Source organism: Streptomyces sp. NPDC097981, from assembly GCF_040302565.1.
Classification (GTDB): domain Bacteria; phylum Actinomycetota; class Actinomycetes; order Streptomycetales; family Streptomycetaceae; genus Streptomyces.
In genome coordinates, this window is the sequence record NZ_JBEORW010000165.1 from 1 (window position 1) to 1,907 (window position 1,907).

Below are 1,907 nucleotides of genomic sequence, written 5' to 3' on the forward strand. Positions count from 1 at the left end.
ACCACACCAGCGGCGGCACCCACACCGGACAACAACCCAGCCAGAGCAGCACGGTCCATACCCGGCTCGACAACAACCCGCCGAACCGCAGCGCCGCCCCCCGCCAGCGCATCCGCCACAACGGTGTCATCCACGCCACCGGCGGGGACGACCAGCAGCCACGAGCCCGACAGCCGCGCACCAGAGCCCGCCGCATCCGTCAGCGGCTTCCACGACACCCGGTAACGCCAGCGGTCCACCTCGGACTGGGTCCGCAGGCCGCGACGCCAGGCCGAGAGGGTCGGCAGCGCCGGCAGCACCTTGTCCCAGGCGTTCGCGTCGTCCATGTCCAGCGTGGCGGCGAGCGACTCCAGGTCCTCGCGCTCCACGGCCTCCCAGAAGCGGGAGTCCACCTCGTCGGCGGCGCCGCTCCGCGTCGCTCCCGCCATCGGCAGCCAGTAGCGCTGCCGATGGAAGGCGTACGTCGGGAGCTCAGCGTAGCGGGCACCCGAACCGGCATAGAAGGCCTGCCAGTTCACTTCAAGGCCTCGAGCATGAGCCTGCGTCACTGCCGCGACCACCGTCTCGGTCTCGGGACGCCCGGCGCGCAGCACCGGTACGAAGGCAACTCCGTCGGTGGTCACGCACTCCTGGCCCATGGCCGAGAGCACGCCTCCCGGACCGAGTTCGAGGTACGTGGTGACCCCCGCGGCCTCCAGGGCGCGCATGCCGTCGAGGAAGCGGACGGCGTCGCGGACGTGCCGGACCCAGAACTCGGCAGAGGCCATCTCGTCCGAGACGAGCGCGCCGGTCAGGTTGGAGACCACCGGGATGCGGGGTGCATTGAACGTCAGGCCTGCCACCACCTGGCGGAAGTCCTCCAGCATGCCGTCCATGTGCGGCGAGTGGAACGCGTGGCTCACGGTCAGCCGCTTGTGCTTCCGGTCGGCGAACGCCTCGACCACGGCCATCGCCGCGTCCTCGTCGCCAGCGACGACCACCGACTGCGGACCGTTGACGGCCGCGATGCTCACGCGCTCGGTCAGCAGCGGCAGGACCTCGTCCTCGGAGGCCTGGAGCGCGATCATCACGCCACCGGACGGCAGGGCCTGCATCAGACGGCCACGAGCAGCGACAAGCGTGCACGCGTCGTCCAGCGACAGCACCCCGGCGACGTGCGCCGCCGCGATCTCACCGATGGAGTGACCGGCCAGGAAGTCCGGCTTCACACCCCACGACTCCAGCAGCCGGAACAGCGCCACCTCGACCGCGAACAACGCCGGCTGCGCGTACTCCGTACGGTCCAGAACAGCCGCGTCCGCCCCGAACAGGACGTCCTTCAGCGGCAGTTCGAGCCGCTCGCAGACCGCGTCCAGCGCGGCCGCGAACGCCGGCTGGGCCTCGTACAGCTCACGGCCCATGCCGAGCCGCTGGCTGCCCTGCCCGGTGAAGAGGAAGGCGAGCTTCCCGCCGACCGGCGAGCCCGTCAACACGCCCGGCGTGGAGCGGCCCTCAGCCAGCGCCTCCAGTGCGGCCAGCAGGCCGTCCCGGTCCGCGGCCACCACGGCCGCGCGGTCCTCGAAGGAGGCCCTGTTGGCCGTCAGCGACCACGCGACGTCGACCGGGCGCACGTCCGGCGCCGCCAGTACGTGTGCCTGGAGCCGGCGTGCCTGCGCCCGGAGGGCGTCCTCGCCCTTCGCCGACAGCACCCAGGGCACGACCGGCAGCGGCGTGGCCTCCGCGGGCGCTTCCGCACGCTCCGGGGCGGTCGGGGGCTGCTCAATGATGGTGTGCGCGTTGGTGCCGCTGATACCGAACGACGAGATGCCCGCCCGGCGCGGGCGGCCGGTCTCCGGCCAGTCCACCGCCTCCGTCAGCAGGCTGACGTCGCCGTCCTCCCACTCCACCTGAGGCGACGGGGCGTCGAC

Annotated in this window: 1 protein-coding gene; it reads right to left on the reverse strand. The window is 72.2% G+C overall.

Features of this window, described 5'->3' with window-relative positions:
* A partial coding sequence (locus ABTY04_RS40800; RefSeq protein ID WP_352218486.1) for an acyltransferase domain-containing protein occupies window positions 1-1,907 on the reverse strand: 1,907 nt, incomplete at both ends.